The following is a 26,869-nucleotide window of genomic DNA, read 5'->3' on the forward strand; positions in this document are numbered from 1 at the left end:
AATCCAGTTACTTGTCCGCCGGGCAACTGGTGGCGAAAGGAAGAAATATGAAGCCCGTTTTCCTGCAACTGCAATGTGCCCCTGGCAAGACCTATGAAGTTGCGGATACGCTCTATAAGCGTGAGATCGTATCGGAACTCTATTCGACGAGCGGTGAGTTCGATCTTCTGGCCAAAATCTACGTCAAAGAAGGCGACGATATCGGCAAATTCATCAATGAGAACGTTTTGAACATTCCAAACATCGTGCGCTCTCTGACCACCCTCACCTTCACCGCTTTCTAAAAATTGACGAGGCGAGACAGGATCAACCCTTTGAAACTTCGCCTTGAGACTTCAGCGAAGTAAAGATTTGATTCACCATTAGTCTAGTATCCTATTCTCTCAGGGAACCTCCCTGTGTCCTTGCGCATTGACTCTGTGATAGCCCGCGCAAATGGGCCTCATGTAAGTTTAAATCGAAAGCGACACTGGAAAGACGATGGATAATCTTGAGCAGAGAAAGGTACTGGTCGTGGAGGACGAAATTTTCGTCGCCCTCGACGTGGCCGCGACTGTAGAAGATGCCAACGGAACCGTTGTCGGCCCCGTCGGCACAGTAAGACAAGCCATAGACCTCATCAGCAAGCAGCCAGTCGATGCTGCGATCCTCGACGTGAACCTTGCTGACGGTGATCTGGAACCCATTTTAGACCACTTGAAAAGTCAGAATATCTTCGTTGTTATTCATACTGGCGGCGGTCTACCTGCACATCTGGCGGCTCGATACCCGGAAGTTCCGGTATTTCAAAAACCTGTTCCGCCCTATGTGCTGACACGAGCTCTAGCAACGGCACTTTCGTCTGAAATTGTTTAGCAGGTTTGATGCGCCAAAACTTTCCCGATTTTGCAACAGTACTGAAAGAAGCTGAAGCGGGCGGCGACAGCGACGAGCAAACACATCGCCCGCATATCGGCCTTGCTTCGGCAATTTTCTCAGCAGGCTTCAGCCCGATTGCAAGTTCCGGACCCGCTACTCAAACAACCTTTCCTTCTTTCGACACAAATGAAGTCGATGATGAAGCGGAGAATGTGAAACGCGATTTGGTCGAGCGGATGAAGAACCATTCTCCCGCATCAATTCGCAGTGAACTCGAACTTAAACCGGGGATGAAACGCGCCGAGCTACAGCGACTGCGTCGCAGCTTTGCAGCGAACAATCACCCCGATCGTCTGCCGGAAGAGTTTCGTCTGGCGGCAGAACAGCGTATGAAGACAGCCAATGCGCTTCTCGATAGCGCCATGGCTTCTGCGACAAATGAGCTTTAAGAAATTTCCTTACGTTTAAAGCTTTAAATCTTTTGCATTATAACAAGAATATGCTAGATTGGCCGCGTCGGTGCCTGCAATTGCTGTTGCACGCCTGAACCTTTCCGCTGAACGCAACATCCTTTAAGGGTGCGCAACCGGTGCAGGCGCTGGGGCAATTTGCGCTTTGCTCTGCGGAAGCAGTTCTGTCATACCGACATCAGCGCATCGGCCTGAAATCGATTTCGATTTCAGAAAAGCACGATGCGTCGATTTAAAGAGTTAGAGCGTCCTTAGTGCGTCCAAAAAGGACGCACGGCGCTCTAAGGTTAGAATAGTCCTAAAAGGTTTGAAAATGCCTCCTTATCGTTCGCGTACTACCACCCACGGCCGCAATATGGCTGGCGCGCGCGGCCTATGGCGCGCCACCGGCATGAAAGATGAGGATTTTGGCAAGCCTATTATTGCTGTGGTGAACTCGTTCACGCAGTTCGTGCCGGGCCATGTGCACCTTAAGGATCTGGGACAGCTGGTTGCGCGCGAAATCGAAAGTGCGGGCGGCGTTGCCAAGGAATTCAACACCATTGCGGTCGATGACGGCATCGCGATGGGGCACGACGGTATGCTCTATTCGCTGCCATCGCGTGAACTGATCTCCGACTCGGTCGAATACATGGTCAATGCCCATTGCGCGGATGCGATGGTCTGCATTTCCAACTGCGACAAGATCACTCCCGGTATGCTGATGGCTGCTCTGCGCCTCAATATCCCGGTCGTGTTCGTTTCCGGTGGTCCTATGGAAGCCGGCAAGGTTATCTGGGATGATCAGGTCAAGAAGCTCGACCTCGTTGACGCAATGGTCGCAGCTGCCGACGACAGCTATACTGACGATCAGGTCAAGGCGATTGAACGCTCTGCCTGCCCGACCTGTGGTTCGTGCTCGGGCATGTTCACCGCAAACTCGATGAACTGCCTCACCGAAGCGCTTGGCCTGTCGCTGCCGGGCAATGGTTCGACACTTGCAACCCATGCCGACCGCAAACGCCTCTTCGTTGAAGCCGGTCATCTGGTTGTCGATCTTGCTCGCCGTTATTATGAGCAGAACGATGAAAGCGTATTGCCGCGCTCGATTGCGAGCTTCCCGGCCTTTGAAAACGCCATGACGCTCGACATTGCCATGGGCGGCTCGACCAATACGGTTCTACATTTGCTTGCAGCCGCACAGGAAGCCGAAATCGACTTTACCATGGCCGATATTGACCGCCTGTCGCGTCGCGTGCCGGTTCTCTGCAAGGTCGCACCCGCCAACAACACGGTTCACATGGAAGATGTGCATCGCGCGGGCGGCATCATGGGTATTCTGGGTCAGCTCGACAAGGCAGGCCTCATCAATACCGATCTGCCGACCGTGCACAGTGAAACCATGGGCAAAGCGCTTGATCATTGGGACGTCACCCGTACCAATAGCGAAATGGTGCATAAGTTCTATTCGGCGGCGCCGGGCGGCGTGCCGACACAGGTTGCCTTTTCTCAGGAACGCCGCTTTGACAGCGTCGATGCTGACCGTGAAAAGGGCGTCATCCGTTCCAAGGAACATGCATTCAGTCAGGATGGTGGTCTGGCGGTACTTTACGGCAATCTCGCGGAAGATGGCTGCATCGTGAAGACCGCAGGCGTGGATGATTCCATTCTGAAGTTCTCCGGCCCTGCCCGCATCTTCGAAAGCCAGGATTCCGCCGTGCTCGGCATCCTGAACGGCAAGATCAAGGCTGGCGACATTGTGCTGATCCGCTATGAAGGTCCGCGCGGCGGTCCGGGTATGCAGGAAATGCTCTATCCGACCAGTTACCTCAAGTCGAAGGGTCTGGGTAAGGCTTGCGCGCTGATCACTGACGGACGTTTCTCGGGCGGCTCTTCGGGCCTTTCGATCGGTCACGTTTCGCCGGAAGCAGCCGAAGGCGGCACAATCGGTCTGGTGCGCGAAGGCGATATCATCGATATCGACATTCCAAACCGCAAGATTCATCTGGCTGTTGATGATGCAACGCTGGCAGAACGCCGCGCCGAGCAGAATGAAACAGGCTGGAAGCCGCTTGAAGAGCGCAAGCGCAAGGTTTCAACCGCGCTGAAGGCTTATGCTTCGATGGCAACCAGTGCTGCCAAGGGCGCGGTACGAAAACTGCCGGATTGATAGAAATTTTATTCGTTAACATTAAAGCCCTCCTACAATTGTGTGGAGGGCTTATTTTTCAGATCAGCATATATATAAATGTCGGTGTCTAATCATACGAACCAACAAACACGATGGCTGCTCCAAAGAAACATCAATTTCTTCCTATTTTTTATCTCAAGCAATGGGCCAGCGAAAACGGAACTATTGTTGAGTATAGCAAACCGTATGGTGACTTATTAAAGCCACGCCGTGTAAATCCGGCCGCTACAGGTTATATCAATAGATTATACGCGATAGATGGATTTGCAGACGAACTCGCTCAGGAAATTGAATCCGAGTTCCTTTCTCCTATCGACAGTCAAGCTGCTGAAGCACAGCAACTTCTATTGTTTGAGGGATCACTGAGCTCTGCACAACGACTTGCATGGGCTCGGTTTATTGCGACATTAATGCTAAGAATGCCAGACGATATAATGAATTTGAAAGCATCGTTGAATGAGCTTTATAGGTCGATAGTACCAGCGTTCGAGGGCATTTATAATCATGTTCTGCAGAACTCTAATGATCCATTTGATAGAGTCAGCGAACAAGTAATCGCATTGAGCTCGCAACACGCAATGTTGAGGCTAAGAGAAATAATGTCTAATAGGAGGCTACTTGATGGTCTTCTCAAAATGGAATGGTTGACACTTCACGTACCAGACTACGATTTCATAACTTCAGATAGACCAGTTATTTTTGAATCACCGTTTGACGATTCACAGGGCTGGTTAGCGTGTCCTATCTCTCCAAATCATGTCTTTTTCGCTTACCAAAACGAAGAAACTCGAACCCAAATAAAATCTGCAGATCCAAGAAAAATTCGATCGAAATTCAACAGCTTAATTGCAATGTCCAGCAAAAGGTTTGCCTACGCGAACCGTGATAATCACTTGCGATTTATTCAAAATAGAATGGGTACATTAAATTCGTTCTGTTTGACTTCAAACATGAAAAATAGTTTTAGCCACCATATACCAATAGTGAAAACTCAACTTATCAAAGCTGGCAAAGAAGAAATACTACGCAATTTATCTTTTTGATTTTTCCTGACATCCTTCAATTTTCATTTTTAGTTATTACTGGCATCAAATCATTCTTTACGGATTCTGGCGTGAACGGCCCGACATGCTTGTAGACAATCTTGCCGTCTTTATCGACGAGGAAGGTTTCAGGCACGCCGTAGACGCCCCATTCAATGGCTGAGCGGCCAGCGCGGTCGGCGCCGACGGCAGCAAACGGATTACCGAGATCGCCTAAGAAGCGTCGGGCGTTTTCGGGCTGGTCCTTATAATTAAGGCCCACGACCCGGATGCGCTCATCCTTGGCGATTTCCATCAGCAGCGGATGCTCCTGACGACAAGGAACGCACCACGATCCCCACACATTGACCAGTGTAAGCTTGCCCTTGAAATCTTCGCTGTTGAGCCCCGGAACAGGCGCGCCGTCGCGTGTCAAACCTTCGACGGCTGGCAGACTGGTTTGCGGTGCATCCTTGCCAATAAGTGCCGACGGGATGGTCGAGCTATCCTTGCCCGACAAAAGCTGCACAGCAAAAACCGCAGCCAGTGCGACGAAGATCAGCAGCGGCAGCAATGCCACCCAGGTTGAACGTTTCTTGGGTGCGGGTTGCTTTTGCGTTGTCTCAGTCATTTCGCAGAACCGGATGCTTTGGCAGAACGGCGACGCACACCCTGCGCCTCAAGCCGTTTCAGCTCATTTTTCTGGATACGCTGATCAATCAATATCCAGCCGATGGTGACAGCAAGTGCGACAACCGTAATGCCATAAGATGCCAGAACAAAGCCTAGATGATTGCCCATTATGCACGCTCCCCGGCCTGTTTGGCGCGATTGCGATCCACATTGCGGGCTGCGAGCTTTTTCATCGAAGCCACCCGGCGACGCCAGATTTCATTGCGCATCGCCATCATGTGAAGTGCCAGAAACAGCAGCGTGAAGCCGATGGCCATCACGAAAAGCGGACGAAGCATGGAGCCGTCAATGGTGGGGCCATCCATACGGAAGACGGATGCTGGCTGATGCAATGTGTTCCACCAGTCGACCGAGAATTTGATGATAGGAATATTGATGAAGCCGACCAGTGTGAGCACCGCCACAGGCTTGGCGCTTTTGGCCGGATCATCCATTGCACGCGACAGCGCGATAATGCCAAGATACATCAGGAAGAGCACGAAGACGGAGGTAAGACGCGCGTCCCACACCCACCATGTACCCCACATCGGCTTGCCCCAGAGCGAGCCGGTTGCAAGTGCAAGTGCTGTGAACACCGCGCCCAAGGGAGCCGCAGCGCGGATCGAAACATCGGCCAGCGGATGACGCCAGACCAGCGTGCCCAGCGCCGAAATTGCCATGATCGAATAACACATCATGGAAAGCCATGCGAAAGGCACATGGATATACATGATACGGACAGTCAGTCCCTGCTGGTAATCATCCGGCGACAGGAAAACCATATAAAGGCCGGCTGCCAGAATGAGCGCAGACAGGCCGCCAAGCCACGGCAATACCTTGCCCGCGAAAGCAAGGAAGCGCGTGGGATTTGCCAGATCGAGCCAGCTTGTGGTTTTCACGATGTCTTTCGTCATGACCTTTATTTAACCCGACCCGATAGGGCGTTCAATTGACCGTAATCAACTGCGTCAATCCGCCGACGTTTTAAGAACAGCCGCGGCTGCCAATGGACCCAAAACGGCGAAAAATAAAGTGAGCGCACAGAGAATAAGGAACGGCGCGAAGAAAGGTGCCACCGCATCGGTCGCGCCATAAGAAGCAGATACGCCGAAAATCAGCACTGGAATGGTCAGCGGCAGCACAATCACAGAAACAAGCAAGCCACCGCGCGGCAATGCAACAGCAAGTGCCGCACCCACAGCGCCGATAAAGGCAATTGCAGGGGTTCCGACCAGAAGTGTGAGCGCTGTTGCAGCGGTTGCCGTCGTATCCATATTCATGAAAAGCCCAAGCATCGGCGATGCAATGACCAGCGGCAGAACGCTTGCGACCCAATGGGCGACGCATTTCACAAATACTGTGAAAGCCAGCATATGGCGGTCTGCGCCGATCAGCAGCAGATCGAGTGAGCCATCTTCGCGGTCCGCCTGAAACAGCCGGTCGAGGCCGAGAAGTGTTGCCAGCAAAGCACCGATCCACAGCATGGCGGGGCCAATGCGCGCCAACAGATTAAGGTCGGGACCAACGCCAAACGGCATCACTGAAATGACTGCCAGAAAGAACAGAATACCGATCAGCGCGCCGCCGCCGGCACGGAAACTCAGACGCAAATCTCGCAGAAACAGTGCCAGCATCACGCAACCTCGTGCGAAAAGCTGGTCATATCGAGCGTCCGCACACCTTCGAGGCCGAGCGGAATATGCGTTGCGGCAATCACCATGCCGCCCTCTCCCATATGGTCTCGCATCAATTCAGCAAAACGCGCTTCGGATGCTTTGTCGAGACCAGCGGTCGGTTCATCGACAATCCAGAGCGGACGGTGGCTGATCAGTAGCTTGGCGATGGAAACGCGGCGCTTTTGCCCTGTCGAGAGATAGCCGAAAGGCAGATGTTCAACGCCCGGCAGATCAACCGCTTCCAGTGCTTCATCGATGTCAAATCGTGCTGAACCGTTGAATTTCTGCCAGAACATAAGGTTCTCACGCACGCTTAAAGCGGGCTTCATTGCATTTTGATGACCGAGATAATGGCAGGCTGCTCGAACGGGCAACGCGGCTCTGTCTTCCAACAGCTCGATCTTACCCGCTTCAGGGGCAAGCAGACCGCAGATAATGCGCAGCAAAGTGGATTTTCCGGAGCCATTCGGGCCAGTGACAATCAGCGCTTCGCCGGACGATACTTCAAATGAAAGACCTGCAAAGATCGTCTCGCCGCCGCGCTCGCCCGCCAGATTTTCGGCCCCAAGCCGCATATTCTCTCCTTACCACATTTGGCAAAAGCCAAACGGGATATCGCAACATTTTGCCGCAAGGGATCAGGTTCACGATAATCTGTCTGGAATCGTTTTAATAAACTCACTATATCAGAGCTACCATGCCAGCGGTCGGTGTGGAAACAAATTTTGGCCGATCTGAATTGCCTGTTGTTTGTAGGAGCACAGGTGTCGGGGCGGACAGCGGAAATGACTGCACCCGCACCTTGGCGCGTCCTTGAAACGCAAGCCTAGGCGTTCGTCCTGGTTTTCCGGCCAGCAGCATGAGGACGAACTAAAGTGTCTAACATTGATAGTTTCAAAAGCCGCAAAACGCTTACCGTCAACGGTAAGGACTATGTCTATTACAGCCTGACCGAAGCCGAAAAGAACGGCTTGGCGGGCATTTCCAAGCTTCCATTTTCCATGAAGGTTCTGCTTGAGAACCTGCTTCGCTTTGAAGATGACCGCTCCGTCAAGAAGTCGGATATCGAAGCTGTTGCCGCATGGCTCACAGATCGCGGATCGGCAGGTGCAGAAATTGCTTACCGCCCTGCCCGCGTGCTGATGCAGGACTTCACCGGCGTTCCAGCCGTTGTTGACCTTGCAGCTATGCGCGATGGCCTCAAGGCACTTGGCGGCGATCCGGAAAAGATCAATCCGCTGGTTCCTGTCGATCTTGTCATCGACCACTCAGTCATCGTCGATGAGTTCGGCAATCCAAACGCTTTCAAGGCCAATGTGGAGCTTGAATATGAGCGTAATGGCGAACGTTACCGCTTCCTCAAATGGGGTCAGCAGGCATTCAAGAACTTCCGCGTTGTTCCTCCAGGCACAGGCATCTGCCATCAGGTGAACCTCGAATATCTGGCTCAGGCCGTCTGGACCAAGGAAGAAGACGGCGTGACCGTCGCCTATCCTGACACCTGCGTCGGCACTGATTCCCACACCACCATGGTCAATGGCCTTGGTGTACTTGGCTGGGGCGTTGGCGGCATTGAAGCGGAAGCTTCAATGCTCGGTCAGCCGGTTTCCATGCTGCTGCCGGAAGTCATCGGCTTCCGCCTGACCGGCAAGGTCAAGGAAGGCGTGACCGCAACAGATCTCGTGCTCACCGTCACGCAGATGCTGCGCAAGAAGGGCGTCGTCGGCAAGTTCGTCGAGTTCTTCGGCGAAGGCCTCGAAAACATGACGCTGGCTGATCGCGCGACCATTGCGAACATGGGTCCGGAATATGGCGCAACCTGCGGCTTCTTCCCGATCGACAAGGAAACGCTCAACTATATGAACACGACCGGTCGCGCAGAAGACCGTCTCGCGCTCGTTGAAGCCTATTCCCGTGCGCAGGGCATGTGGCGTGAAAAGGGTTCCGAAGACCCGGTCTTCACCGACATTCTTGAACTCGACATGGGTGACGTTGTGCCATCGATGGCTGGTCCAAAGCGTCCTGAAGGCCGCATTGCGCTGGAAAACATCGGATCGGGTTTCGCAACTTCGCTTGAAACCGAATACAAGAAGACCACCGGCCAGACCACGCGCTATGCCGTTGAAGGAGAAGATTATGATCTTGGTCATGGCGATGTGGCCATTGCCGCAATCACCTCTTGCACCAACACCTCGAACCCAAGCGTTCTGATTGCTGCCGGTCTTCTGGCACGCAACGCCGTTGCCAAGGGGCTTAAGACCAAGCCTTGGGTCAAGACCTCGCTCGCTCCTGGTTCCCAGGTGGTTGCCGCTTATCTTGAATCCGCTGGCCTTCAGAAGGATCTCGATGCACTCGGCTTCAACCTCGTTGGTTTCGGTTGCACGACCTGTATCGGTAACTCCGGTCCATTGCCTGCTCCGATCTCCAAGACGATCAACGAAAAGGGCCTGATTGCGGCTGCCGTCCTTTCCGGCAACCGTAACTTTGAAGGCCGTGTTTCGCCGGACGTTCAGGCAAACTATCTGGCTTCGCCGCCTTTGGTTGTTGCTCATGCGCTTGCTGGCACGGTCACCAAGGACCTGACCAAAGAGCCACTTGGCGAAGATCAGAACGGCAACCCTGTATTCCTGCGCGATATCTGGCCTTCATCGGCTGAAATCCAGGAATTCATCGCCAAGAATGTCACCCGCAAAGTCTTCTCGGAGAAATATGCGGATGTGTTCAAGGGCGACGAAAACTGGCAGGCCGTGCAGGTTCCTGCTGGCCAGACCTATGCATGGGACGACAATTCGACCTATGTACAGAACCCGCCTTACTTCGTGGGCATGGGCAAGTCGGCTGGTACGATTGCAGACGTCAAGGGCGCCCGCGTTTTGGGCCTCTTCGGCGACAAGATCACGACCGACCACATTTCGCCTGCAGGTTCCATCAAGGCACAGTCGCCGGCTGGTAAGTACCTCATCGACCATGGCGTCGGTATTGCCGACTTCAACCAGTACGGCACGCGTCGTGGCAACCATGAAGTGATGATGCGCGGCACCTTCGCCAATATCCGTATTCGCAACCACATGCTTGGCGAAAACGGTCGTGAAGGCGGCTACACCATCCACTACCCGTCGAAGGAAGAAACCTCGATCTATGATGCTGCCATGCAGTACAAGGCCGATGGTGTTCCGCTCGTCGTCTTCGCAGGCGTAGAATATGGTAACGGTTCGTCGCGTGACTGGGCTGCAAAGGGCACTAACCTGCTTGGCGTCAAGGCGGTGATTGCACAGTCGTTTGAGCGTATTCACCGCTCCAACCTCGTTGGCATGGGCATTGTGCCTTTCGTCTTCGAGGAAGGCACAAGCTGGCAGACGCTCGGTCTGAAGGGCGATGAAATCGTCTCCATCGAAGGCCTTGCCGATGTACGCCCGCGCCAGAAGGTTGAAGCTTCCATCACCTATGCCGATGGCACGGTGAAGAAGGTTCCGCTCATCTGCCGTATCGATACGCTGGACGAGCTCGACTACATGAAGAATGGTGGCATTTTGCAGACCGTTCTGCGCGATCTCGCTGCTTAATCAGCGAAATCGTGGAAATAAAAAGCCGCCGGAGCAATTCGGCGGCTTTTCCATAGATTGTGACAGTGAGATAAAAGAAACACATTGCCTGCAAATCTCACTGCAACGTGAATTCCTATTGATCGTCGTAATTCCTACATAATAGATGTCAGCGTCAATTATTGCAGGATGAACCCAAAGTGACCTTCCATTCGCCCTTCCAAGGGACAAATACATGGCTTTCCGGTGAATACGTTCCCGGCTTGCGCGGTGTTTGTGCCGCGCTGGGTTTGGCCTTCACCGGGTGTCTATCCATGCATGGGGTGGCAAAGGCCCAAGATAGCAGCACGCGAACTTCGGTTCTTGAGCTTTATACCAGTCAGGGCTGTAAATCCTGCCCACAGGCTGACAAGAATTTGGCGAAATACGCCGATGATGCAAACGTGCTCGCGCTGTCATTCCACGTCAATTACTGGGATTATATGGGCTGGCGCGATACGCTAGCTTCTCAGGACAATACAGATCGCCAGAATGCCTATCGCAATTCGTTCAATGCGAAGATGGTCTACACGCCTCAAGCGATCGTAAATGGCGCATCGGAAATGAATGGCGGCGATGCCGAGGTTGTTAAGCAGCATATTGCGGCGAGCAAGCTCAATGTCCCCGTTAGTATCAAGAAGCTTGATGACGGTCGCCTGTCTATCGAGATAGCGGCAGGCAAAAAGCCTGCAAAGCCCGTTCATGTGGTAATGTTTTACCTGCGCGATTCAGTGACAATCCCGATTGATAAGGGTGAGAACGCCGGGCAGTCAGTCACCTATCGCAACACCGTGACTGACATCAATACAATCGGCATGTGGGATGGCAAAGCTCTGAAGATTGAGCTGCCTGCCTCAGAACTCACGCGCAAAGACGTGACCGGCTGTGCGGTCGTACTGCAGGAAAGCAAAAGCGACAATGCTCTTGGCCAGATTCACGGTGCAGCTATTTTCAAACAGGAAGATCGGCTAGGTCTGTAGACTTCCTGGGCAGACACAATCCATGCTTGGTGAATACGTAAAATCTTTGATTTTTAGGAAGCGTTGCATCTGTCTGAGTGGCTAACGCGCAGTGCGCCCTCTTGGTCGCACAAAGGTCGCTCTAACACTTTATATTTACGGCAATCTTTTACCTTAAACTGGTTCAAGTTTAAGGAATTACGCTGTAGGCCAGTAAAGGTTGGTTCGGTTCGGGCAGTCCTTTGGGCGGGGGGCTTGGGGTCGGACATACCCGAACCGAACCGTCTCAGGCAACGTGTAGATGCTGACGTCATAATCAGGCCGGAATGCGAAGTTGACAAGGCCAAAATGTGGCTAACAATCACCATTGAGAACAAGCATTCTCTTTTCGTGATCAGCTAATATACAATAAATTGGGACCTATTTTTATAGGATAAGCTTGGCAGAAGCTGCCATAGAAGCTTCATGGACTTGCAATCATTTTACAAAAGCATCACCTTACTGTCATGAGCTGATTTGATCGGTGTTCCCGCGTTTCCTTTACAATCAATGTCGGCGACGAAAGGAAGGACATGGATAGACCAAGCGCTGCGAACGAGGATGTGTCCTCTCATTCGCTTTCCCATCCTTCGGCATCGCCCAAAGTTGTTCCTCTAGGGCAGATAAAACCGCCTGCTCCGACCGTCAGCTTCGACCGACACGAGCTTGGCAAAATCCTCAATATTTATGGCCGCATGGTCGCGACAGGTGCATGGCGCGACTATGCGATTGACCATCTCGCAGACAGAGCGGTGTTCTCTATTTTCCGCCGTGCGAGCGAGGTCCCGCTTTTCCGCGTCGAGAAAAATCCAAAGCTTGCCCAGAAGCAGGGTGCCTATTCTGTGATATCTGCAAGCGGTCTGATTATGAAACGCGGACACGAGCTTGAACGTGTGCTCCGCGTTTTCGATAAGAGCCTGAAGCTGGTTGATAATTAAGCCAGCGGCATCTCGCCGGGGTCAACAGTGCAACCTCCATTGAGCGACAGCTGCATGAGGACCGTATCAAGCCAGCGCCCATGCTTGAAGCCTGAGCCCTGGATTCGTCCGCAATGGATAAATCCCAAGCTCTCATGCAGCTTCACAGAGCCGATATTGTGCTCACCATCACCAACTACCGCCAGCAGCTGCCTGAAGCCTAATGCTGTCGCACGCTGGATGAGTTCGCCAAGCAGAAGCTTGCCGACGCCCTTCCCCTTGGCATCGGGTGCGATATAGATCGAATCTTCCGCAAGCCAGCGATAAGCCGGGCGGGTTCGAAAATAGCTGATATAGGCATAGCCCAAGACCAGTCCATTTTCTTCTGCAACAAGAATTGGAAAGCCCTGCTCGACAAAGATGTCGAAGCGCCGTGCCATTTCCTCAATGGTGGGCGGCTCGATCTCGTAAGAACCGGAACCGTTCAGCACAGCTTCCGTGTAGATAATCGTGATGGCTTCAATATCAGTGGGCTTGAAATCGCGGATATGGGGCATGTTGGAGGCCAAGACTCAGTTAAAATTGCCCGTCCAGCATGACTCCGGGCTGCCCGCTTGAAAAGCAAAAAGGGCAGCGTTGCCGCTGCCCTCACGTATTCTTCGTTTAGTATCTTCTCAGCAGGTCTTTATCCCAAAACTGGTTCCCACTTTTGGGAGACATGCTCTTAGTCACGGTTGCCCATGAACTGAAGCAGGAACATGAACATGTTGATGAAGTCGAGGTACAGACGCAGCGCGCCCATAACAACCTTGCGGCCCTGCGAATCCGCAGAATCACCTTCAAAGTACATTTCCTTGATCGACTGCGTGTCATAAGCGGTCAAACCTGCGAAGATCAGAACGCCGATCACCGAGATTGCAAACTGCAGCGCGGTGGAGCCGAGGAAGATGTTAACGACCGAAGCGATGATCAGGCCGAACAGACCCATCATCAGGAACGAGCCCATTGCGGACAGGTCGCGCTTGGTTGTGTAACCATAGAGCGACAATGCGCCGAACGAAGCAGCCGTTACGAAGAAGGTGCGAACGATGCTCTGGCCGGTAAAGACCAGGAAGACCGACGACAGCGACAGACCGACGAGAGCTGCATAGCCCCAGAACACGGCGTTAGCGGTCGAAACCGACAGACGCTCAATGCGGAAGCTCAGGAAGAATACGGCTGCGAGCGGAGCGAGCATAACCACCCAGCGCAGCGGAGATGTATAAAGTGCTGCACCAAGTGAGGTGAGCATTTTGCCGTTTGCAAGCTGTGCAACAGCTGCCGACGGATCGGTTGTGGTTGCCAGCGATGAGACAGCCAAAGCAGCAAGGCCTGTAACAACCAGACCAATTGCCATCATGTTGTAGACGCCGAGCATATAGCTGCGGAGGCCCTGATCGATGTCAGCACCAACGCGAGCGCCACCTACCGGCCTCTGCTGTGCCTGAATATTGCGAAAGTCAGCCATGACTTAAATCCTTTTGCGTTGTCCCGTCCGGTGTCGGGGTCAGGCTCATTTCGAGCCGCTCCCAGGCGCCGCTGGCGGGACCCCAGCATGCCTGCGTTTTATTATGGGGATTTTAGCGTTCTCACACAAGTACCAGCTGTAAAAAATCGTGATAAACGACTTGAAAACTGGATCGCATTATCCATGCGATCCAAGGGCTTAAGCGAATTTAAGCTGCAAGGTTACAAATGCTTCATATGGTTCGGAGCACGGTTGCAGGCTTCTCACCCAGCACGCGCCATGTGCCGGCCAGACCGAATCCAACGGTTAGAACGAGTGCCACAGCCACCGTCATCAGCGCGACGTCCGGCAAGAACTGCGCCTTCAGCTTCATGACTTCAACCACCACATACCAGCCAGCAACACCACCTGCGACCAGCGCAAACACCGCTGTTGCAAGGCCCAGAAGCATATATTCAACAATATAGGCTGCAATCAGCGTGCCGCGCGTGGCACCCAGCGTTTTCAGCACAACCGCATCATGAACACGGGCGCGATTACCAGCAGCCAGAGCACCGCCCAGCACCAGAACAGAAGCTGCAAGAGCGATGGATGCAGCAGCGCGAATTGCTGTTGCAAGCTGGCTAATAAGATCATTCGCCACATCAAGCGCATCAGTCACGCTGACGGTCGTAACCGCTGGCCAGGTTTTTGTAACCTGTCGCAGGACATCGGGCGCCAGGTTCTTCTGACCATCAGGAATTGTAAGCGTTGCTAGCCATGTGGCAGGCGCACCGGCAAAAGTGTTCGGCGAAAAAACCATGACGAAATTCATCGCCAGCGTTTCCCATTGCAACTGCCGGAAGCTTGCAATTTTGGCATTGATGTTACGGCCAAGAACATTGACCGTGACCGTATCGCCAAGCTTCAGCCCCAGTTCCTTGCCCTCACGTTCTGCGAAAGAAACAAGCGGCTCGCCGGAGTAATTCTCCGGCCACCATTCGCCTTCGGTCAGTGTCGAGTTTTCTGGAACTTTGTCAGCAAAGGTAATGCCACGATCGCCACGCAGCACCCATGCTGCTTCCGGTGGAATGGTCATGTCACGAACATTCGTGCCGTTAAAAGCGACGATACGACCGCGCAGCATCGGACCGGAGGTGAGTTTGCCATCCGGGACAATGCCGCTCACAAGCTTGGTGAAATCACCGATGTCATTGTTCTGAATATCGACAAAGAAAAAGTCCGGGGCCTGTGCCGGAATATTCTCCGTCACCTGACGCCGCAGATTACCATCAATGAGCGCAATCGCCACCATCAGCGTAAGGCCAAGCCCCAGCGAAAGCACCACGGATGGTGTCAGCGCGCCAGGGCGATAAATATTGCCAACTGCAAGCCGAACTGCTGTCGAACGCGTGCGCGGCGCTCGACGCGCCAGCCAACGGATACCGTCCGCGACCAGCCGCAAAACACCAAAGGCTGCAATCGATGATATGATGAAGATCGCAGCAATCCGTCGATCATAAGCGACGTAAAGTGCCAAGCCTGCCAAAACAGCAATCAGCAAAACAGCGAGCGTTAGATAAAGAAGTGGCGGTAATCCGCGTTGTTCAAAGCCCTGTTCGCGAAATAGCGCGGTTGCCGGAATTTCACGCGCCCGACCAAGCGGGATAATCGCAAAGGCAAGCGTCGTGATGAGACCGAAAACTGCCGCCAAAGCAAGCGCTTGCGGGAAGAAGCCGCCGCCACCTGCAACGGGCAGATAATTGGCGAGCGCCAAAGCGGCAGCATATGGAATGATCGCGGCAAGCACCAAACCTAGAACGATGCCGATAAGGCCGATCACCATGATCTGCACGAGATAGACCAGCACTGCAAAACGTGCAGGTGCACCCAATGACTTAAAAGTCGCAATCACGCCGCGCTTGCCATCAAGATAGGCACGCACAGCATTTGCGACACCAACGCCACCAACAATAAGCGCCGTCAGGCCCACCAGTGTGAGAAACTGCGAGAAGCGTTCGATATTTGCGGTCAGCGCCGGGGCTGCGTTGTTGCGTGAGCGGATATTCCAGCCTGCATCCGGAAAATCTGCGGCTGCACGGGTGCGAAGCTCAGCAATTGCGGAATCGGGCGCACCATCCGGCAATGCCACCTTATAGATATGATCGACAAGGCTTCCGGGCTGGATCAACCCAGACGCACGAAGGCCATCCATCGAAACCAGAAAACGCGGCGCAAAATTAAAACCCGACGACAGAAGGTCGGGTTCGCTTTCGATCAATGCACGCAGCTCAAAAGTTTCAGAACCAAGCAAAACTTTCGTTCCAAGCTGAACGCCCATGCGGTTGAGAAAATCCTGACTGACAGCGGCGCCATAGGCGCCATTCTGCTGTTTCGTCATGTCTTCAAGCGAAAGCTCAGGCACAACTTTTAATGCACCATAAAGCGGATAGACGGCATCAACCGCCTTCACTTCAACCAGCGACTGATCGGAGCCATCCGGCATACGTGCCATGGAGCGCATCGTGGCGCTCTCGGCAACCTTGCCCTGCTGGTCTATGAAAGCGCGTTCGTCGGCACTCGCCTCGCGCTGATTGAGCGCAAAGCTGACATCGCCGCCAAGAATACTCTGGCCTTCGGCTGCAATCCCTGTGCTGACGGAACGTGCAACAGAATTCACGCCACCAATCGCTGCGACGCCCAGCGCGATGCAGGCCAGGAAGATATAAAACCCGGAAAGCCCGCCACGCATTTCACGCAATGCAAAGCGGAGAGCGAGAGAGAAGGAAGCAAACTTGCTCATCGGCCTGCTCATTCGCCAGCCACCACTGTTTCAAGGGCCGGCTCTTTTCGGACGGGCTCCTCAATACGGCCGGAACGCACCGGAATTTCCTGATCGCATCGGGCGGCAAGCGATGGATCATGCGTAACCAGCACCATGGTCAGTCCGTTCTCACGCTGCTTGGAAAACAGCAAATCTGCAATCTGACGACCTGTAGCCGTGTCGAGGTTGCCCGTTGGCTCATCGGCAATCAGGATTTTCGGGCTTGGCGCAAGCGCACGAGCAATAGCCACGCGCTGCTGTTCACCACCCGACAGTTCTGACGGATAATGCGTTAGGCGTTCGCCAAGACCAACAGCGCGCAATTCACGTTCGGACACCTCAAAGGCATCCTTGCGCCCGGCAAGCTCCAGAGGGACGGCGACATTTTCCAAGGCCGTCATATTCGGGATGAGATGGAAGGATTGGAAAACGATACCGATGTTAGCGCCACGAAAAGCGGCGGCCTGATCCTCGGTCATTTGGCTGATGGTTTCACCGGCAATCTTGACCGTTCCCTGATCTATATGCTCAAGACCGGCCAGAACCATCAAAAGTGTGGATTTGCCTGATCCCGACGGACCGACGATGCCAACAGACATCCCCTGGGCAATTGAAAGCGAGACGCCTTTGAGCACATGTACGGATGATGCCGCATGTCCCAGAGTCAGATGAACATTCTCAAGCTCGATGATCGGGCCATGATTTAGCGAAGTCACCTGTTCCGTCACGCGTTTTTCTTCCTATATGAATATTCAAGGCCCGAGCGCGCCACAAATTTGAACTTGTTTTGCGCCAGAAATTGAAGAGAAGTCCTCTGGGCGATTTGCCCGCCTTTGCTAGATATGGGTTGCTAACGATGCGTTTCAAACTCTCGATCCCGGTATGGCTATCGATTTTTGTCATAGCTGCGTCTTTTATTGCTACCGGTGCGCGTGCGCAGGAAGATCCGACCGGTCTTGAAGATGCTTTGCCGACCGAACAGCTTGCACAGGTCAAGATCGTTGGCTTTGGCGACAGTCTGATGGCGGGCTATCTTCTGCCTTCTAACGCCGCCTTCCCGCAGCAGCTTGAAAAAGCGCTGGACGCCAAGGGTTATGAAGTCAGCATCGAGAATGCCGGCGTGTCTGGCGACACCACCACCGGCGGGCTTGCACGCATTGACTGGTCGATCCCAGATGGCACCAATCTGGTCATCCTGGAACTGGGTGCCAATGATGCGCTGCGCGGTATTTCCCCCGACATTACCGAGAAAAATCTCGATGAAATGCTGTCGCGCCTCAAGACACGCGGCATTTCCGTTATCCTTGCAGGCATGATGGCACCACCCAATATGGGCAAGGATTACGCCGAGAAATTCAACCCGATTTACCCGAAGCTTGCACAGAAATATGGCGTGCCGCTTTATCCATTCTTCCTCGACGGCGTTGCCACGCAAAAGGGGCTACTGCTGGAAGACGGAATGCATCCGAATGAAAAGGGCGTTGAAACAATGGTCACCAATTTCATGCCGGTGATCGAGAAAACCCTGAAAGCTGAACAAAAGACGGGGACATCGGGCGGCTGACACAATCAGGAGGCATAAACAGCTTGCTCAGAACAGCGAAGAATGATTCGCTGAGAGTTGCATCGGTAAGGGAAGAAGATTCGTTTTTCTGATGATCGATGCATAGGCACTCTAACTCAGAGCGTCCTCCCGTGGCTTAGACCACACGACGCTCTGGCGCAGAACGATTCGAGGAGGATGCTTTATGCCGCGTCTCTTTACTGCCCTCGAAATCCCGCGCGACGCCGCGCTTTCGCTCTCGTTATTACGAGGCGGCCTCCCCGGCGCACGCTGGATTGATGTCGAAAATTACCACATAACCCTGCGTTTTATCGGAGATGTGGAAGGCCATGTGGCCGACGAGGTTGCCAATGCGCTTGATCGCGTGCGGCGCCCCGAATTCATGCTCAACCTGTCAGGCGTCGATGCTTTCGGTTCCAAGAAGCCGCACAGCATCTATGCGGGCGTATCCCCCTCGCCTGAACTCAACGCATTGCAAGGCGAAATCGAACGCATTTGCCAGCGGCTTCGCATTCCCGCCGATCCGCGTAAATTCACACCCCATGTGACTTTGGCACGGCTGCGAAATCCGCACATTGCGGATGTCGTGCATTATCTCTCATCAAGAGGTAATTTCTCAACAATGCCGTTCAAGGTAGGGCGCTTCGTGCTGATGTCCTCACGCGATTCGGTCGGCGGCGGACCCTATGTTGTCGAGGAAGCCTGGCCTTTGATGGCCATATCACGCCAGAACTGGTCGGCAAGCGCCTTTGATGAGGCCAGAACCATCCGGTAAACCTGTTCGAAATCCCCGATATCTCCATAGTAAGGATCGGGGATTTCAACGGCTTTTCCTTCTGCAATTTCGGTGAAAAGCCCGATACGAGCGCTTGCATTTGCAGGCTGCCTTTGAGCAATCATGCGCATATTATAGCGATCCATCCCAAGGATGAGATCAAAACGCGTAAAGTCGCCCGGCGTCAGCTGGCGGCAGCGTTGCTCGGAAATATCGAGGCCATGTTTCGCAGCAATACGGATCGAACGATCATCCGGCTCTTCGCCGGTGTGGTAGCCATTTGTGCCAGCCGAATCGATCAGCACATGATTAATGCGACGCTCAGCCAGAACCTGAGCCATCACGCCTTCCGCAAGCGGCGAACGGCAGATATTGCCTGCACAGACAAATAGAATACTGGTCGGGGCTGATTGGGTCACGGAACTCTCGCGGCTATGATAAGTTAGAGCTGAATAGCCAACAACATAGGCAAAAGACAATGGCACGCAACAGGCTGACTGATGACGAACTGAAACAGGCACTTGGCGAGCTGAATGGCTGGCAGAAGGCCGATGACCGCGAAGCAATCAGCAAAAGTTTTAAATTGAAGGACTTTAACGCGGCGTTCGGCTTCATGGCCCGAGCAGCACTTTATGCCGAAAAGCTTGACCATCACCCCGAATGGTTCAATGTCTATAATCGTGTCGATGTCACGCTATCGACCCACAGCGAGAACGGAATCACCGAGTTGGACATCGAGCTTGCTCGCAAGATGAATGCGCTGATTTAGAACGATCAAACTTTTGAAATATAAACGATTATCGGCTTCTTCTGATGCGTGAAATTGCCCTCGCGATTTCGTCCCATATAAGGGAGCGCTTTGGTTAGATCGATACGATCACTCCAGTTCTGACCGAGCGTTCCGCCATTGATGCTGCGAATGTAGATGTCACCGACCGCAACGGCTGAATGAAAAATGTGGCCCGCTTTCACGTCGTAGAAGCCAATCGCCCGCCCGTATGGAAGCGCCGAATAGCCGTTCCACAATTCACCGGCTTTGAAATTCAGCAGCGGAATCCAGTTTTGGCCCGACGTGCCGCGTAACGTGTGCTCGGAAATACCTGCCCCCAGCAGAAAACGCATATAGGCGGTGATGTCGTAGCAAATGCCATCCTTCACATCGATGGTGACATGATCGCTAATGTCCTGAGCCGCCGCCAGCTGATGGCCGCGATAGAACTGGCTTGACCGGTCACTGCGCACAAAATTTTTGCCATAGCCGGTGAAATGCATCAAGGTTCTCCAATCAACCAGAGCATGTCGCGCTTAATCCTAGCTACCGCGTTCGCTCTATCTCTTCATTTTTATGCATGTGTTTATCGGAAAACCGGTTCCCACTTTTCCGCGACATGCTTTAAGCTCGGTCACGCAGGCAAATCAGGCCGAAACCCGATTTTTCTCGAATCCATATTTTGTTGATTTCTGAGGCTTTTTGTAGCTGACGGTTCATGCAGGAAATGCATTCCGACTTGAAAGCTGGATGCAATATTCCCATTTCCAATGCTATTGTGGCCCTGCATTCGGCTTACTGGAGATTGCCCAAACATGGATAGCGTCAAGATTGATGAAATCCTGGAGCCCGGCAATGAAGGCGATTTCAATGATCGCAGCGAACGGGTGAAAAAAGGATTCTGGAAGACCGCACGTCGTGCCGGTCGCATGGTTCCGTTTATGGATGAGGTTGTGGCCGCCTATTATTGCGCGCTCGACCAAAACACGCCGACGCGTGTGCGCATGACACTGATGGCAGCACTTGCCTATTTCGTTCTGCCCTTCGATGTCATCCCCGATATGCTCGTTGGCATTGGTTTCACCGATGACATTGCAGTGCTCATGGCGGCATTGACTGCTGTTCGCACACATATAACGCCCGCCCATAGAATCGCAGCCCGTGAGGCTCTTCGCGACGACGGTGAGGCTGCTTAAAGCGGCTTCGCCCCTTCACAGCTTTGTTATGGGGCGACATCACGATCATCGTGCATTGACGCAATATGACAAACTCTTGCCGCTTTCTTTTGGATGAAGTTGGCAACGGGATCGCGGGGACTTAGGTCTACTCGTTCAAGTTTTCTTTCAAAACTTCACCGTTTGGTAACCCAGATTAAGGCACATTAAGGGTCACTAAACGGGACGGCGTGATGAACGGCGACATCCCGATATTCGACTTTGAAGCAAACGAAAGAGAACCGGTAAAAAACCATGCTTGGAAAATCGATCGTCGCGGCTTCGGTGTTTACGATTGCAATGGCGGGTTCGGCACTCGCCCAGACACCGACCCAGATTAAGCAGTTCGACGCCTGGGGCGCCTATAGCTATCAGTCAGGCAATGGCAAGGTTTGCTATGTCCTGTCCGTTCCGACGCAGAAAGCGCCGGCTAACGTTGATCATGGCGATAACTTCTTCCTCGTGAGCCAGAAGCCAGGACAGAACGTCAGCTTTGAACCACAGTTCATGGCCGGTTATGAGCTGAATGCAAATGCCAATGCCAAGGTTATCGTGACCATTGGCAACCGCAATTTCACGATGTTCGTCAATGGCAAATCCGGCTGGATGGAAAATGCCGCGGAAGAGCCACAGCTGATCGCAGCAATGCGCGGCGGTTCGGACATGAAGGTGCAGGCACAGTCCAAGCGCGGCACCAAGACCAATTACACCTATTCGCTCAAGGGCATTTCGGCAGCGCTCGCAGCCATTCAGAAGTGCAAATAAGCCAATCGGTTCGAGTTAAATTATTAAGCCGGGGCTCCGCTCCGGCTTTTCTTTTTGATGTTGTATTGTCACTTATGCATGCCTGCCGCGAAACACTGCGGGATGACGGATCGAATATTGTGTGCTATGAGCGCGCGCAAAGGGCTCGCATTTCAAATGAACGAGCCCATATATCCATGCAATCGCTAAAGCATGTCGCGTTCAATCAGATTCGGGCGACACGTTTTAAGCTTTTGTTTTTACGCATGTCTTCATCCCGGAACCGGTTCCCACTTTCGGGAGACATGCTCTAGATTTACCGGCGCGCTTTATGCGGCGTCCTCAACAGTTGAAAACAGATGTCCATTTCGTTCGACTTAACCATTGATGATACGCGCGACCAGCTTGCCCGCCATGTGCGCGCAAACATGGAGCAGAAGCCGTCGCTCATAGGCATGTCGCGCGAGGAAATGGCTGATGAGCTGATCAAGGTTGGCGTTCTGCCAAAGCAGGTCAAGATGCGCATTGCGCAGCTCTGGCACTGGCTATACGTGCGCGGCGTTTCCGACTTTGCTGATATGCGCAACATTTCCAAGGATCTGCGCGCTCTTTTGGCGCAGCATTTCACTATTGCGCGCCCGGAAGTGGTTGAAGAACAAATCTCGCAGGATGGAACGCGCAAATGGCTGTTCCGCTTCCCACCACGCGGTGCCGGGCGCCCTGTCGAAATCGAATGCGTTTATATTCCTGAAGAAGGCCGCGGCACGCTTTGCATTTCTTCTCAGGTTGGCTGCACACTTACCTGCTCCTTCTGCCACACTGGCACACAGAAGCTGGTTCGCAACCTGACATCAGAAGAAATTCTGGCGCAGCTGTTGACCGCGCGTGATCGTCTTGGTGATTTCCCGGATACCGACACACCGGATGGCGCTATCGTGCCTGCTGAGGGCCGCAAGGTCACCAACATCGTCATGATGGGCATGGGTGAGCCGCTTTATAACTTCGAGGAAGTGAAGAAGGCTCTCCTGATTGCATCCGATGGTGATGGGCTGGCACTTTCCAAGCGTCGTATCACGCTTTCGACCTCTGGTGTTGTGCCGGAAATCTATCGCACCGGCGAAGAAATCGGCGTGATGCTGGCGATCTCGCTGCATGCCGTGCGCGACGAACTGCGCGATCTTCTGGTGCCGATCAACAAGAAATATCCGCTGGAACAGCTGATCAAGGCTTGCCGTGAATATCCAGGCCTGTCGAATGCCAAGCGCATCACCTTTGAATATGTGATGCTCAAGGACATCAATGACAGCATGGAAGACGCCAAGCTGCTGGTGAAGCTGCTGCGCGGTATTCCAGCCAAGATCAATCTCATTCCGTTCAACCCATGGCCGGGCACCAACTACCAGTGCTCCGACTGGGAACATATTGAACGCTTCGCCGATTATGTGAATGCGGCAGGCTACGCTTCACCGATCCGCACGCCACGCGGCCGCGATATTCTGGCGGCCTGTGGTCAATTGAAGTCGGAATCAGAACGTATGCGCAAGACAGAACGTCTGGCGCTTGAAGCGATGATGATCGCCGGACACGGTGAGTAATTTACGAGGACTAAGCGCGGTTGACTGATACGTTCGATTATATCTCGCGTTTTGTTGTTATTGTTTTCGGCTATTGCTTAGCCGTTCTGGCCGCCGGATTCTTTCTGGCGGCCATTCTGTATAGCCAGATCGATGTGCTCGGTTATGCGCTTTCCGATCCGTTCTTTCAGGATGTTTTCAACGAGATTCGCGACGCCTGGGATATGACCGGCTTTTATGCGGCGGTTCTGATAGGTGGCCCTGTACTGGCCACAATGGCGGGTGGTTTCAGCTTTTTCCCGGCAGTGGTGCTGATCGTGATCAGCGAAGTGCGTGGCTGGAAATCATCCCTGCCCTATTGCATTGGCGGACTTGTGATTGGCCTGCTGGGAGTGGGCGCTGGATCGCTACTTGCTGTCGCTGATCAACGGATTGCTGCAAGTATCGCTCTTCTGACCGGCGCCTTTGCATGTTCAGGCATTGTCGGCGGCTTCGTCTACTGGCTGATTGCCGGTCGCAACGCCGGGCGATTTTTAGAGCGCATCCCGAAAAGTGTGAAGCGGTTTTCGGACAAAGATGCGCGGTAAAAAAATAAGTTAGAGCGCTGATCTGATCCAATCAGATCAAAACGCGCTCTAACGGACCGGCTGCGTAATTTCACTTTGCCTGTGCGGTGATGATCTTCAGCGCAAAAGCCGAGAAGACGCCCGCAAAAAGCCAATCGACAATTCGCGTAACAGTTGGGTTCTTCTTGAGAAGACCGGCGAACTTGTCGGCTGCAACTACCATTGGAATGGTGAAAGGCAGTGCCAGCGGAATGAAGGACAGGCCAAGGAAGAACAGCTTTCCCATCGCATGAGGATCATGTGCCGAAACGAACTGCGGCAGGAAGGTCATGTTGAACAGGATGATCTTCGGATTGAGCAGGTTGATGCCAAGTCCGGTCGCCCAGTTCTGAACCAACGTGTGCTTCTTGCCACCATTCTTTTCCGGTGAAAATGCCGAACCTTTGCGGATGGCCTGTACTGCAAGCCAAACGAGATAGACCGCACCCACCACCTTCAATGCGGTGAAGGCTGCAGGCGAAGCGAGGATGAGCGCTGAAAGCCCAAGTGCTACCATGCTCGTATGCACGACAATGCCGGTGCTTGCGCCTGCCATACAGGCAAAACCAGCGGCCTTGCCCTCAGAAAGCGCACGACCGACAAAAAGCGTCATGTCCGGGCCGGGGGTGATGGATAAAATTGCAGTAGCGATCACGAACTGGACGAAGATGGTCCATTCGGGAATGAAGGTCAGGTTTGTCAGAAAAGACATCGAAAGGCACTCCGAGAATTCGCGGCAAGCTAACGCGAATTCAATTGCGCCGCCATAGGATTCTTTTAGCCGCCTCAGCGTCCCTTATTTATGCGTAGGCAACCCATCCGCGATAGGTGAAAGATGCATAAAAAAGGCTCAGATCCTTGAAGCCCGCACCACGCATCAGCGCCTCATCCTGTTGCGGCGTAAGAATATGCAAACGCTCATTGATCGCTGTACCGGCTTTTACTGCACTTGCCATATCGACACCGGAATCATTCAAAAAGGCAGAATAGCGTGAAAGCCACAAAGCGCGCTCATCAGCGCTGGCCTGCTCAAAACTGAAATGTGCCATGATAAATGGTGCGCCGGGTTTCAAGCGGCAATGGATGTCGGAAAGAGTTTGTTTGCGCGTTCTCTCATCCAGAAAATGCATAGTCAGCAAACAGACTGCTCCATCAAATAGCCCGAGAGCTGCGCTATCGATATAGCCTTCATGGAAGTTCACACGAGCTGCATTGGTGCCAAGGTTTTGCCGCGCCAATTGAAGCATTTCTGCGGAAGGGTCGACACCTTCAAAGGTCCAATGCGGGTGATTTTCCGCAAAGAGCTTGAGTTCAAGACCACCGCCCGCACCCAACACCAGAATGCTTGCAGTATCGGACACGGTTTCGGCAAGCAGCAAACGCGTCATGCGCTGCATATCCCGAAAACCCGGTACAGCTTTCGGCGGCCCTTCTGCGTAACGTGCTACGAGCTGCGGATCGGTAAATGGATTGCCAGACTTAATCATGTAACTTTTATAGTTACAAATCAAAGTGACAGTCAAGACTGTCCATAATGGCAGATGAGGCTTTCTTTTCGCTGACAAAGTACCATCCGGCTTGCGCGCCGCTTAGCAACTGATAAAAGAACTGCAACATCCTGTTCTACGGCCCTTTGGGCCACAATCGCATCTCAGACGGAAGTGAACTATGAGCAAGCTGAAAGACGTTAAAAAGGTCGTTCTCGCCTATTCTGGCGGTCTCGACACCTCGATCATCCTGAAATGGTTGCAGACTGAGCTTAACGCAGAAGTCGTCACCTTTACCGCCGATCTCGGCCAGGGCGAAGAACTTGAACCAGCACGCAAGAAGGCCGAAATGCTGGGCATCAAGGAAATCTTCGTTGAGGATGTGCGCGAAGAATTCGTGCGCGATTTCGTCTTCCCGATGTTCCGCGCCAACGCCGTCTATGAAGGCGTCTATTTGCTCGGCACCTCGATTGCCCGTCCGCTGATCTCCAAGCACCTCATTGAAATCGCCAAGAAGACCGGCGCTGACGCAATTGCGCACGGCGCGACCGGCAAGGGCAATGATCAGGTTCGCTTCGAGCTTTCCGCATATGCGCTGAACCCGGACATCAAGATCATCGCTCCATGGCGCGACTGGTCGTTCAAGAGCCGCACGCATCTGCTCGAATTTGCTGAACAGCACCAGATTCCGGTTGCGAAAGACAAGAAGGGCGAAGCGCCATTCTCGGTTGACGCAAACCTGCTGCACTCTTCGTCTGAAGGCAAGGTTCTGGAAGATCCGGCGATCGAAGCGCCTGAATATGTGCATATGCGCACGATTTCGCCAGAAACCGCCCCGGATACACCAACCATCATCAAGATTGGCTTTGAAAAGGGTGATGCTGTTTCGATCAATGGCGAACGTCTGTCGCCTGCAACGCTGCTTGCCAAGCTCAATGATTATGGCCGTGACAACGGCATTGGTCGTCTTGACCTCGTTGAAAACCGCTTCGTCGGCATGAAATCGCGCGGCGTCTACGAAACGCCAGGTGGCACGATCCTGTTGGCTGCACACCGCGCCATCGAATCGATCACGCTCGACCGTGGTGCGGCGCACCTCAAGGATGAGCTGATGCCACGCTATGCGGAACTCATCTATTACGGTTTCTGGTTCTCGCCAGAACGCGAAATGCTGCAGGCTGCTATCGATCTCAGCCAGCGTCACGTCGAAGGTGAAGTCACACTCAAGCTCTATAAGGGCAATGTGATTGTGACCGGTCGTGAATCGGACAAGTCGCTCTATTCCGACAAGCTCGTGACGTTTGAAGACGATCAGGGCGCCTATGACCAGAAGGACGCAGCGGGCTTCATCAAGCTCAATGCACTTCGTCTGCGCACATTGGCTGCACGCGACCGTCGCTAAGCTTTTTAAACACGGAAAAAGCCCGCCTTTCGGCGGGCTTTTTCTTTTAAAACGCAAACGG

29 protein-coding genes are annotated in these 26,869 nt (G+C 53.3%); 16 read left to right on the plus strand and 13 right to left on the minus strand.

The annotated features are described in order from the left end of the window. Positions 1-47: 47 nt before the first annotated feature. From QSJ70_RS07475 to QSJ70_RS07495, 5 genes are all read left to right on the plus strand, one after another. Entirely contained in the window at positions 48-284 is a 237-nt protein-coding gene (locus QSJ70_RS07475; protein WP_113158831.1) for an Lrp/AsnC ligand binding domain-containing protein, read from the plus strand. Positions 285-480: 196 nt separating this feature from the next. Next, positions 481-855, plus strand: coding sequence for a response regulator (locus QSJ70_RS07480; RefSeq protein WP_285535514.1), 375 nt, complete (start codon positions 481-483; stop codon positions 853-855). A gap of 8 nt (positions 856-863) precedes the next feature. Continuing rightward, positions 864-1,307 carry a hypothetical protein gene (locus QSJ70_RS07485; RefSeq protein WP_285535516.1) on the plus strand — a complete coding sequence of 148 codons (444 nt, stop codon included), beginning with the start codon at positions 864-866 and terminating at the stop codon, positions 1,305-1,307. 334 nt (positions 1,308-1,641) lie between these two features. Further along, positions 1,642-3,477, plus strand: coding sequence for a dihydroxy-acid dehydratase (ilvD, locus tag QSJ70_RS07490; RefSeq protein ID WP_064320042.1), 1,836 nt, complete (start codon positions 1,642-1,644; stop codon positions 3,475-3,477). Between the two features lie 113 nt (positions 3,478-3,590). Beyond that, positions 3,591-4,541 (plus strand): DUF4238 domain-containing protein, encoded by a 951-nt coding sequence (locus QSJ70_RS07495; protein ID WP_285535522.1) that lies wholly within the window; start codon positions 3,591-3,593, stop codon positions 4,539-4,541. Between the two features lie 16 nt (positions 4,542-4,557). Here QSJ70_RS07495 and QSJ70_RS07500 read toward each other — a convergent pair whose 3' ends face one another. Genes QSJ70_RS07500 through ccmA form a run of 5 tightly spaced genes read right to left on the minus strand, consistent with a single transcriptional unit; the run spans position 4,558 to position 7,443 of the window. Then, positions 4,558-5,151 (minus strand): DsbE family thiol:disulfide interchange protein, encoded by a 594-nt coding sequence (locus QSJ70_RS07500; protein ID WP_113158828.1) that lies wholly within the window; start codon positions 5,149-5,151, stop codon positions 4,558-4,560. After that, positions 5,148-5,321, minus strand: coding sequence for a heme exporter protein CcmD (gene ccmD / locus QSJ70_RS07505; protein WP_007873110.1), 174 nt, complete (start codon positions 5,319-5,321; stop codon positions 5,148-5,150). Before ccmD ends, QSJ70_RS07500 begins: the two co-directional genes overlap by 4 nt. After that, positions 5,321-6,106, minus strand: a complete 786-nt coding sequence (locus tag QSJ70_RS07510; RefSeq protein ID WP_194779102.1) for a heme ABC transporter permease — start codon at positions 6,104-6,106, stop codon at positions 5,321-5,323. The genes ccmD and QSJ70_RS07510 overlap by 1 nt, the downstream gene beginning before the upstream one ends. A 54-nt stretch (positions 6,107-6,160) precedes the next feature. Further along, a complete protein-coding gene (ccmB, locus tag QSJ70_RS07515; RefSeq protein ID WP_285535527.1) occupies positions 6,161-6,826 on the minus strand; it encodes a heme exporter protein CcmB in 666 nt (221 codons plus the stop codon). Beyond that, positions 6,826-7,443 carry a heme ABC exporter ATP-binding protein CcmA gene (gene ccmA, locus QSJ70_RS07520; protein ID WP_285535529.1) on the minus strand — a complete coding sequence of 206 codons (618 nt, stop codon included), beginning with the start codon at positions 7,441-7,443 and terminating at the stop codon, positions 6,826-6,828. Before ccmA ends, ccmB begins: the two co-directional genes overlap by 1 nt. 300 nt (positions 7,444-7,743) lie before the next feature. On the opposite strand from ccmA, the gene acnA reads away from it, so the two are divergent. From acnA to QSJ70_RS07535, 3 genes are all read left to right on the plus strand, one after another. Further along, positions 7,744-10,431, plus strand: a complete 2,688-nt coding sequence (gene acnA / locus QSJ70_RS07525) for an aconitate hydratase AcnA (protein ID WP_285535532.1) — start codon at positions 7,744-7,746, stop codon at positions 10,429-10,431. A gap of 263 nt (positions 10,432-10,694) precedes the next feature. After that, on the plus strand, positions 10,695-11,429 hold the full coding sequence (locus QSJ70_RS07530) for a DUF1223 domain-containing protein (protein WP_039859477.1): 735 nt from the start codon (positions 10,695-10,697) through the stop codon (positions 11,427-11,429). A 551-nt stretch (positions 11,430-11,980) separates the two neighbouring features. Continuing rightward, positions 11,981-12,385, plus strand: a complete 405-nt coding sequence (locus QSJ70_RS07535; RefSeq protein WP_112804593.1) for a DUF2794 domain-containing protein — start codon at positions 11,981-11,983, stop codon at positions 12,383-12,385. Here the strand turns inward: QSJ70_RS07535 and QSJ70_RS07540 are convergent. The 4 genes from QSJ70_RS07540 to QSJ70_RS07555 form a co-directional block, all read right to left on the minus strand. Further along, complete coding sequence (locus QSJ70_RS07540) at positions 12,382-12,921, minus strand: GNAT family N-acetyltransferase (protein WP_285535537.1); 540 nt, start codon at positions 12,919-12,921, stop codon at positions 12,382-12,384. The genes QSJ70_RS07535 and QSJ70_RS07540 overlap by 4 nt on opposite strands. A 167-nt stretch (positions 12,922-13,088) precedes the next feature. Further along, the gene (locus tag QSJ70_RS07545; protein WP_007873084.1) at positions 13,089-13,871 is read right to left on the minus strand and encodes a Bax inhibitor-1/YccA family protein; all 783 of its coding nucleotides are present in this window, start codon (positions 13,869-13,871) and stop codon (positions 13,089-13,091) included. A 232-nt stretch (positions 13,872-14,103) separates the two neighbouring features. Next, a complete protein-coding gene (locus QSJ70_RS07550; protein ID WP_285535541.1) occupies positions 14,104-16,653 on the minus strand; it encodes an ABC transporter permease in 2,550 nt (849 codons plus the stop codon). 8 nt (positions 16,654-16,661) lie between these two features. Beyond that, positions 16,662-17,390, minus strand: coding sequence for an ABC transporter ATP-binding protein (locus QSJ70_RS07555; protein ID WP_502871673.1), 729 nt, complete (start codon positions 17,388-17,390; stop codon positions 16,662-16,664). Between the two features lie 140 nt (positions 17,391-17,530). Here QSJ70_RS07555 and QSJ70_RS07560 point away from each other — a divergent pair, with 140 nt between their 5' ends. Beyond that, positions 17,531-18,238: an arylesterase gene (locus tag QSJ70_RS07560; RefSeq protein WP_064320031.1), complete on the plus strand. Its 708-nt coding sequence runs from the start codon at positions 17,531-17,533 to the stop codon at positions 18,236-18,238. A 184-nt stretch (positions 18,239-18,422) separates the two neighbouring features. Further along, complete coding sequence (gene thpR / locus QSJ70_RS07565; RefSeq protein ID WP_285535545.1) at positions 18,423-19,013, plus strand: RNA 2',3'-cyclic phosphodiesterase; 591 nt, start codon at positions 18,423-18,425, stop codon at positions 19,011-19,013. Here the strand turns inward: thpR and QSJ70_RS07570 are convergent. Continuing rightward, positions 18,923-19,432: a low molecular weight protein-tyrosine-phosphatase gene (locus QSJ70_RS07570; protein WP_285535547.1), complete on the minus strand. Its 510-nt coding sequence runs from the start codon at positions 19,430-19,432 to the stop codon at positions 18,923-18,925. The two genes, thpR and QSJ70_RS07570, sit on opposite strands and share 91 nt — an antisense overlap. 59 nt (positions 19,433-19,491) lie before the next feature. On the opposite strand from QSJ70_RS07570, the gene QSJ70_RS07575 reads away from it, so the two are divergent. Further along, a complete protein-coding gene (locus tag QSJ70_RS07575) occupies positions 19,492-19,782 on the plus strand; it encodes a 4a-hydroxytetrahydrobiopterin dehydratase (RefSeq protein ID WP_285535549.1) in 291 nt (96 codons plus the stop codon). 5 nt (positions 19,783-19,787) lie between these two features. Here the strand turns inward: QSJ70_RS07575 and QSJ70_RS07580 are convergent, their stop codons facing one another. Further along, positions 19,788-20,285: a hypothetical protein gene (locus QSJ70_RS07580; RefSeq protein WP_285535551.1), complete on the minus strand. Its 498-nt coding sequence runs from the start codon at positions 20,283-20,285 to the stop codon at positions 19,788-19,790. A 312-nt stretch (positions 20,286-20,597) separates the two neighbouring features. Here QSJ70_RS07580 and QSJ70_RS07585 point away from each other — a divergent pair, with 312 nt between their 5' ends. The 4 genes from QSJ70_RS07585 to QSJ70_RS07600 all read left to right on the plus strand — a co-directional run bounded on the left by QSJ70_RS07585 (position 20,598) and on the right by QSJ70_RS07600 (position 23,901). Next, positions 20,598-20,978, plus strand: coding sequence for a YkvA family protein (locus tag QSJ70_RS07585; protein ID WP_064320027.1), 381 nt, complete (start codon positions 20,598-20,600; stop codon positions 20,976-20,978). Between the two features lie 273 nt (positions 20,979-21,251). Further along, the gene (locus tag QSJ70_RS07590) at positions 21,252-21,761 is read left to right on the plus strand and encodes an invasion associated locus B family protein (RefSeq protein WP_285535554.1); all 510 of its coding nucleotides are present in this window, start codon (positions 21,252-21,254) and stop codon (positions 21,759-21,761) included. Positions 21,762-22,099: 338 nt separating this feature from the next. After that, positions 22,100-23,335, plus strand: a complete 1,236-nt coding sequence (gene rlmN, locus QSJ70_RS07595; RefSeq protein ID WP_064320025.1) for a dual-specificity RNA methyltransferase RlmN — start codon at positions 22,100-22,102, stop codon at positions 23,333-23,335. 20 nt (positions 23,336-23,355) lie between these two features. Continuing rightward, entirely contained in the window at positions 23,356-23,901 is a 546-nt protein-coding gene (locus tag QSJ70_RS07600) for a hypothetical protein (protein WP_285535557.1), read from the plus strand. 70 nt (positions 23,902-23,971) lie between these two features. Here the strand turns inward: QSJ70_RS07600 and QSJ70_RS07605 are convergent, their stop codons facing one another. Then, a complete protein-coding gene (locus QSJ70_RS07605) occupies positions 23,972-24,631 on the minus strand; it encodes a LysE family translocator (RefSeq protein ID WP_007873059.1) in 660 nt (219 codons plus the stop codon). Between the two features lie 88 nt (positions 24,632-24,719). After that, positions 24,720-25,406 (minus strand): class I SAM-dependent methyltransferase, encoded by a 687-nt coding sequence (locus QSJ70_RS07610; RefSeq protein WP_285535559.1) that lies wholly within the window; start codon positions 25,404-25,406, stop codon positions 24,720-24,722. Positions 25,407-25,587: 181 nt separating this feature from the next. Between QSJ70_RS07610 and QSJ70_RS07615 the strand changes: the two genes are divergently transcribed. After that, complete coding sequence (locus QSJ70_RS07615) at positions 25,588-26,808, plus strand: argininosuccinate synthase (RefSeq protein ID WP_007873048.1); 1,221 nt, start codon at positions 25,588-25,590, stop codon at positions 26,806-26,808. Positions 26,809-26,869: the final 61 nt, after the last annotated feature.

The sequence above is a fragment of the Brucella sp. NBRC 12950 genome (assembly GCF_030268145.1).
Taxonomy (GTDB): domain Bacteria; phylum Pseudomonadota; class Alphaproteobacteria; order Rhizobiales; family Rhizobiaceae; genus Brucella.

Coding starts and splice junctions, on each gene's coding strand:
- QSJ70_RS07475 (WP_113158831.1), top strand. CDS start 48: ATGAAGCCCGTTTTCCTGCAACTGCAATGTGCCCCTGGCAAGACCTAT.
- QSJ70_RS07480 (WP_285535514.1), top strand. CDS start 481: ATGGATAATCTTGAGCAGAGAAAGGTACTGGTCGTGGAGGACGAAATT.
- QSJ70_RS07485 (WP_285535516.1), top strand. CDS start 864: ATGCGCCAAAACTTTCCCGATTTTGCAACAGTACTGAAAGAAGCTGAA.
- ilvD (WP_064320042.1), top strand. CDS start 1,642: ATGCCTCCTTATCGTTCGCGTACTACCACCCACGGCCGCAATATGGCT.
- QSJ70_RS07495 (WP_285535522.1), top strand. CDS start 3,591: ATGGCTGCTCCAAAGAAACATCAATTTCTTCCTATTTTTTATCTCAAG.
- QSJ70_RS07500 (WP_113158828.1), bottom strand. CDS start 5,151: ATGACTGAGACAACGCAAAAGCAACCCGCACCCAAGAAACGTTCAACC.
- ccmD (WP_007873110.1), bottom strand. CDS start 5,321: ATGGGCAATCATCTAGGCTTTGTTCTGGCATCTTATGGCATTACGGTT.
- QSJ70_RS07510 (WP_194779102.1), bottom strand. CDS start 6,106: ATGACGAAAGACATCGTGAAAACCACAAGCTGGCTCGATCTGGCAAAT.
- ccmB (WP_285535527.1), bottom strand. CDS start 6,826: ATGCTGGCACTGTTTCTGCGAGATTTGCGTCTGAGTTTCCGTGCCGGC.
- ccmA (WP_285535529.1), bottom strand. CDS start 7,443: ATGCGGCTTGGGGCCGAAAATCTGGCGGGCGAGCGCGGCGGCGAGACG.
- QSJ70_RS07535 (WP_112804593.1), top strand. CDS start 11,981: ATGGATAGACCAAGCGCTGCGAACGAGGATGTGTCCTCTCATTCGCTT.
- QSJ70_RS07540 (WP_285535537.1), bottom strand. CDS start 12,921: ATGCCCCATATCCGCGATTTCAAGCCCACTGATATTGAAGCCATCACG.
- QSJ70_RS07545 (WP_007873084.1), bottom strand. CDS start 13,871: ATGGCTGACTTTCGCAATATTCAGGCACAGCAGAGGCCGGTAGGTGGC.
- QSJ70_RS07550 (WP_285535541.1), bottom strand. CDS start 16,653: ATGAGCAAGTTTGCTTCCTTCTCTCTCGCTCTCCGCTTTGCATTGCGT.
- QSJ70_RS07560 (WP_064320031.1), top strand. CDS start 17,531: ATGCGTTTCAAACTCTCGATCCCGGTATGGCTATCGATTTTTGTCATA.
- thpR (WP_285535545.1), top strand. CDS start 18,423: ATGCCGCGTCTCTTTACTGCCCTCGAAATCCCGCGCGACGCCGCGCTT.
- QSJ70_RS07575 (WP_285535549.1), top strand. CDS start 19,492: ATGGCACGCAACAGGCTGACTGATGACGAACTGAAACAGGCACTTGGC.
- QSJ70_RS07580 (WP_285535551.1), bottom strand. CDS start 20,285: ATGCATTTCACCGGCTATGGCAAAAATTTTGTGCGCAGTGACCGGTCA.
- QSJ70_RS07585 (WP_064320027.1), top strand. CDS start 20,598: ATGGATAGCGTCAAGATTGATGAAATCCTGGAGCCCGGCAATGAAGGC.
- QSJ70_RS07590 (WP_285535554.1), top strand. CDS start 21,252: ATGCTTGGAAAATCGATCGTCGCGGCTTCGGTGTTTACGATTGCAATG.
- rlmN (WP_064320025.1), top strand. CDS start 22,100: ATGTCCATTTCGTTCGACTTAACCATTGATGATACGCGCGACCAGCTT.
- QSJ70_RS07605 (WP_007873059.1), bottom strand. CDS start 24,631: ATGTCTTTTCTGACAAACCTGACCTTCATTCCCGAATGGACCATCTTC.
- QSJ70_RS07610 (WP_285535559.1), bottom strand. CDS start 25,406: ATGATTAAGTCTGGCAATCCATTTACCGATCCGCAGCTCGTAGCACGT.
- QSJ70_RS07615 (WP_007873048.1), top strand. CDS start 25,588: ATGAGCAAGCTGAAAGACGTTAAAAAGGTCGTTCTCGCCTATTCTGGC.